Below are 5,676 nucleotides of genomic sequence, written 5' to 3' on the forward strand. Positions count from 1 at the left end.
GCCCGCAGGCCGAGCAGCGCGTCGTCCTCGGGCCGCACGCCGGCCGCCAGGACCAGCTCGCCGTCGTGCTCGACGAGACCGTCGCCCACGGAGCGCAGGCGCGGGGCCGTGCGGCGGCCCCGCACCAGCACGGGCCGGCGCAGCGACGGTCGCGCGAGCGCCTGGCGCGCGTGGCGCACCGTCGTGTCGAGCGCGTGCGAGATCGTGCGGCCGGCCTCCGCCAGCCCCGCCAGGAGGTCGTCCGCGTCGCCCGTCCCGAGCAGGGCCGCGACCTCGTCCTGGTCGGCGCGCAGCAGGCGGTTGGTCGGCCGCCGCGTCACCAGGTGCACCGCGTCGCGCACGTCCAGCAGGTGCGCGTAGGCGTCGTCGACGGCGCCGTGGGGCCGGTCGGTGAGCCAGGTCGCGGCCAGCGCGAAGACGACCACGGCGTCCCGGATGCCGCCCCGCGCCTCCTTGAGGTCGGGCTCCACGAGGTACGCCAGCTCCCCCGAGCGCTCGGCGCGCGTGCGCGTCGTGGTCAGCAGCTCGGGCAGCCGGCGCCGGGCGGCCGAGCGCCAGTCCTCCAGCAGCGCGGTGCGCGCGCGCTGCACGACGGTGCGGTCCCCCGCGACGTGACGCAGGTCGAGCAGGCCGACGGCTGCGGGCAGGTCGGCGGTCGCGACCTGGCGGCACTGGGGCAGGGACCGGACCGAGTGGTCCAGGTCGAGGCCGGCGTCCCAGATCGGGTACCAGAGCCGCTCCGCGAGCCCCGCGACCTCCTCCGCGCGGTGGCTGCGCCCGTCGTGGACGAGGAGCAGGTCGAGGTCGCTCGCGGGGCTCGCGTCGCCGCGCCCGAGGCTCCCCACGGCACCGAGGGCGATCCCGGTGGGGGCCGTCTCGCCGATCGCGGAGTCCCACAGCTCGGCGAGCCGCGCGATCGCGAGCTGGGTGAGCGCCCCGCGGCGCACGGCCCCGTCGGCGCCGGGTCCGGTCATCCGGGCGGCCAGCCGGAGCCGATCAGCCTTGAGGTCCCGCACCCCCACGGACCCGGCCGGAGCCGGGTCCGCCGGGGGAGGCGGGACCTCGAGGGAAGGGCGTCCGACCGCGTCCGGTTCGACGGGCGGTCGTTGCGTCATCGGGCTACAGCGCGTCCACGCCGTGCTCGCCGGTGCGCACCCGCGCCACGTCGTCCACGGGCACGGTCCACACCTTGCCGTCGCCGATCTTGCCCGTCTGGGCCGCCATGACGATCGCGTTGGTGACGGCCGTCGAGTCCTCGTCGTCGACCAGGATCTCGACGCGCACCTTGGGGATGAGGTCCACCGTGTACTCCGCGCCGCGGTAGACCTCGGTGTGGCCGCGCTGCCGGCCGTAGCCGCTGGCCTCGCTGACCGTCATGCCGCGGATCCCGGCCGCCTCGAGCGCCGACTTCACGTCGTCGAGCCGGTGCGGCTGGATGATTCCCGTGACGAGCTTCATGCCTTCACCTCCGTCGTGGGACGAGCCGCGCTCGCCGCCGTGTAGCCACCGTCGCCCGAACCCATGCGAGCGCCGCCGAGCGTCTCGTACGCGGACTCGCCGTGCACGGCGAGGTCCACGCCGCCCTGCTCCTGCTCGTCCGGGACGCGCAGGCCGATGGTGGCCTTGAGGGCGAGGGCGATGATCGCCGTGACGACCGCGCTGAACACCATCGCGGCGACCGCGACGATGGTCTGCGTGAGCAGCTGGGTGATACCGCCGCCGTAGAGCAGGCCCTGGAGCGCACCGTCCGGGTACCACGTGCCGTTGACGCCCTCGCCGACGTTCGCGAAGAGGCCGATGAGCACCGTGCCGACGAGGCCACCGACGAGGTGGACGCCGACGACGTCGAGCGAGTCGTCGTACCCGAACCGGTACTTCAGGCCGACCGCCAGGGCGCAGAGGACACCCGCGACCGCGCCGATGACGAGGGCACCGAAGGTGTCCACCGCCGCGGCGGCCGGCGTGATCGCGACCAGGCCGGCGACGACGCCCGAGGCGCCGCCGAGCGACGTGGCGTGACCGTCGCGGATCTTCTCGGTGACGAGCCAGGCGAGCATGGCCAGGCCGGTGGCGACCAGCGTGTTGACCCAGGCCCGGCCGGCGGTGCCGTCGGCCGCGAACTCGGAGCCCGCGTTGAAGCCGAACCAGCCGAACCACAGCAGGGCCGCGCCGAGCATGACGAACGGGAGGTTGTGGGGGCGCATCGGCTCCTTGCCGAAGCCCTTGCGCTTGCCGAGGATGATCGCGAGCACGAGGCCCGCCACGCCGGCGTTGATGTGGACGACGGTGCCGCCCGCGAAGTCGATCGGCACGGACAGGCCGGCCGTGATGCCGTCGCCGCCCAGGAGGCCGCCGCCCCAGACCATGTGGGCCATGGGGATGTAGACGAACGTCACCCACAGGCCGGCGAAGACCATCCAGGAGCCGAACTTCATGCGCTCGGCCACCGCGCCGGAGATCAGGGCGACGGTGATGATCGCGAAGGTGGCCTGGAAGCCCGCGGCCACGAGCGCCGGGACCCCGGACCCCGCCATCAGGCTCTGGTCGTCGGTGATGGAGTTGAGGCCGAAGTACTCGGTCGGGTTGCCGATGATGCCGCCGATGTCGGTCCCGAAGGTGGCCGAGTAGCCGTAGAGCACCCAGATGACGCTCACCAGGCCGAGGGCCCCGAAGCTCATCATCATCATGTTGAGAACGGACTTGCCGCGCACCATGCCGCCGTAGAAGAACGCCAGTCCCGGCGTCATGAGCAGCACGAGCGCGGACGCTGTGAGGATCCAGGCTGTGTTGCCCGTGTCCAGCGCGAATTCCATAGAGATCGCCTCTCCCTCGCCAGCCGGGCGGCTGGTCCGGGATCAGCGTGGTGGAGGGCTGTTTCCCGCCAGCGCCTGTCGCGTTACGGCGGGGTGACATGACGCCGCCGGACGTGAACGTCGTGTTTCGCGGACGATCACGCCCGGCGGTACGCCCCGTTCTTCGCGCAGGTCAGGACTGCAGGAGCCCGTCGACGAACGCCTCCGGCTCGAACGGCGCGAGGTCGTCGGCGCCCTCCCCCAGACCGACGAGCTTGACCGGGACGCCGAGCTCGCGCTGCACGGCCACGACGATGCCGCCCTTCGCGGTGCCGTCGAGCTTGGTGAGCACGATGCCCGTCACACCGGCGACCTCACCGAAGACGCGCGCCTGGTTGAGGCCGTTCTGACCCGTCGTCGCGTCCAGGACCAGCAGGACCTCACGGATCGGCGCGTTGCGGGACAGCACGCGCGTGATCTTGCCGAGCTCGTCCATGAGCCCCGCCTTGTTCTGCAGCCGGCCCGCGGTGTCCACGAGCACGACGTCGGCACCGTCGCTCACGCCGCGGCGCACGGCGTCGAAGGCCACGGCCGCGGGGTCGGCGCCGTCGCGGTCCGAGCGCACGGTCGGCACGCCGACGCGGGCGCCCCAGGTCTGCAGCTGGTCGGCCGCGGCCGCACGGAACGTGTCGGCCGCGCCGAGCACCACGCTGCGCCCCTCGGCGACCAGCACGCGCGCCAGCTTGCCGACGGTCGTCGTCTTCCCGGTGCCGTTGACGCCCACCACCAGGACGACGGCGGGGTGCGGCCCGCCGTCGCCGTCCGGCTCCTGCGCGGGGCGCAGGTCCAGGGTGCGGTCCAGGGAGGGGTCGACCAGCGCGAGCAGCTGCTCGCGCAGCAGGTCACGCACCGCCGCGGGCTCGCGCACGCCGAGCACGCGCACCCGCTCGCGCAGCGCGTCGACCAGCTCGGTCGTCGGGCCGGCGCCGACGTCGGCGAGCAGGAGGGTCTCCTCGATCTCGTCCCAGTCGTCCTCGGTGAGGTGGTCGCGCGAGAGCACCGCGAGCAGGCGGGTGCCGAGCGGCGAGCCGGAGCGGGCGAGCCGCTCGCGCAGCCGCACGAGGCGACCGGCGACCGGTTCGGGACGCTCGAGCGCGGGCGCCGCCTCGAGCTCGTCGGCCTCGACCTCGGGCGCGGCCGTGTCGGGGGCGCCGGTGTCGGGACGCTCGAGGACGTCCGTGCCCGCGGAGGTGGACGGCCGGGAAGCCGCGGACGCACCGTCGCCGGGCCCCCCGGGCCGGGTGTCGGCGGGGCCGGTGCCGGGACGGCGGCCACGCCGCCGCAGCCCCACCGCGGCGAGGCCGACGACGACCAGTGCGGGCAGACCGACGAGGAGGAGGTCAGAGAGCTCGTTCACGGGAGCAGTCTCTCAGGCCCCGACCGCCGGGGGCGCGTTCAGCGCCCGGCGTCCGCCCGGGCGCGCGCGGCGTCGTCGGCGGAGGTGCGCTGGTGCGGCAGCGCCCGCTTCGTGGCCCGCGCGAGGGTGCTGAGGATCTCGTCGGGCTGCACGTAGTCGCGGTCCTCGGGCGAGCCGATGGCGAAGATGTCCTCGACCGAGCCCGAGTCCGCCTCCGCGACCTCGGCCATCTCCTGGCGCAGGCCCGTGAGCACGCCGCCCCGGCGCCCCCGGCGCAGGCCCGCCCGCAGGTCCGCCCAGAACTCCCCCGGCCCGCGCGACGAGCGCCCGCTCGCGCTGTTGGCGACGAGCAGGACGACGCCCGCGACGACGAGCGCGACGACGATCCACGCGACCACTGGTGCCATACCGCCAGTATCGCCACGGCCCCCGGTGCCCGGGCGGCGCACGACGCGGCCACCGGTCGATCGCCACACGATCTCCACACCCCGGCGCGGGCGTCAGGCGGTGGTCTCCTCGCGCATGCGCTGGCTGATCACGGTCGTGACGCCGTCGCCGCGCATGGTCACGCCGTACAGCGCGTCGGCGATCTCCATCGTGCGCTTCTGGTGCGTCACGACGATGAGCTGGCTGTCCTGCTGGAGCTCGGTGAAGATCTCGAGCAGCCGGCCGAGGTTGGCGTCGTCGAGCGCCGCCTCGACCTCGTCCATGACGTAGAACGGGCTCGGCCGGGCCTTGAAGATCGCCACGAGCAGCGCCACCGCCGTCAGGGAGCGCTCGCCGCCGGAGAGCAGCGAGAGCCGCTTGACCTTCTTGCCCGCCGGACGCGCCTCGACATCGACGCCCGTCGTGAGCATGTCGGACGGGTCGGTGAGCACCAGCCGCCCCTCACCGCCCGGGAACAGGCGCGAGAAGACCCGCTCGAACTGGACCTCGGTGTCCCGGTAGGCGTCGGCGAAGACCTGCTCGACGCGCTCGTCGATCTCCTTGACGATCTGGAGCAGGTCCGCGCGGCTCTTCTTGAGGTCCGCCAGCTGGGTCGTCAGGAACGTGTGCCGCTCCTCGAGCGCGGCGAACTCCTCGAGCGCGAGCGGGTTGACCCGGCCGAGCAGCGAGAGCGCCCGCTCGGCGGCGCGCAGGCGCTTCTCCTGCTCCGCGCGGACGTACGGCACCGCCGTGGGCTCGCCGTCGTCCGTCGCCGGCACCGGGACCGGGCGGTCGGGACCGAACTCCTCGAGCAGCACCTGTGGGTCGAGGCCGAGGTCCTCGACCGCCCGGGTCTGGAGCTGCTCGATGCGCAGCGCCTGCTGCGCGCGGGCGACCTCGTCGCGGTGGGCCACGTCCGTGAGCTCGCGCAGCTCGCCCGCCCAGCGGTCGACGTCGGCGCGCACCGCGACCAGCTGCGTGTCGCGCTCCGCGCGCGCCGCCTCGGCGGCCTCGCGCGCGCGGGTGGCGAGGCGCAGCGAC

At 74.3% G+C, this 5,676-nt stretch carries 6 protein-coding genes; all 6 read right to left on the reverse strand.

Translation table 11 applies throughout. The features are described 5' to 3' along the window. Positions 1–1,115 (reverse strand): DUF294 nucleotidyltransferase-like domain-containing protein (locus tag IDM29_RS14315; RefSeq protein ID WP_188037682.1); only part of this gene is annotated, 1,115 nt, incomplete at its 3' end. Positions 1,116–1,119: 4 nt separating this feature from the next. Further along, positions 1,120–1,458 carry a P-II family nitrogen regulator gene (locus IDM29_RS14320; protein WP_182113553.1) on the reverse strand — a complete coding sequence of 113 codons (339 nt, stop codon included), beginning with the start codon at positions 1,456–1,458 and terminating at the stop codon, positions 1,120–1,122. Further along, complete coding sequence (locus tag IDM29_RS14325) at positions 1,455–2,813, reverse strand: ammonium transporter (protein ID WP_182113552.1); 1,359 nt, start codon at positions 2,811–2,813, stop codon at positions 1,455–1,457. Before IDM29_RS14325 ends, IDM29_RS14320 begins: the two co-directional genes overlap by 4 nt. Positions 2,814–2,985: 172 nt before the next feature. Then, on the reverse strand, positions 2,986–4,209 hold the full coding sequence (gene ftsY / locus IDM29_RS14330; RefSeq protein WP_188037683.1) for a signal recognition particle-docking protein FtsY: 1,224 nt from the start codon (positions 4,207–4,209) through the stop codon (positions 2,986–2,988). A gap of 38 nt (positions 4,210–4,247) precedes the next feature. Continuing rightward, a complete protein-coding gene (locus tag IDM29_RS14335) occupies positions 4,248–4,616 on the reverse strand; it encodes a hypothetical protein (protein WP_182113550.1) in 369 nt (122 codons plus the stop codon). 93 nt (positions 4,617–4,709) lie between these two features. Continuing rightward, positions 4,710–5,676: AAA family ATPase (locus IDM29_RS14340; protein ID WP_188037684.1), on the reverse strand; the 967-nt coding region annotated here is incomplete at its 5' end.

It is taken from the genome of Actinotalea sp. JY-7885 (assembly GCF_014525465.1).
Taxonomy (GTDB): Bacteria; Actinomycetota; Actinomycetes; order Actinomycetales; family Cellulomonadaceae; genus Actinotalea.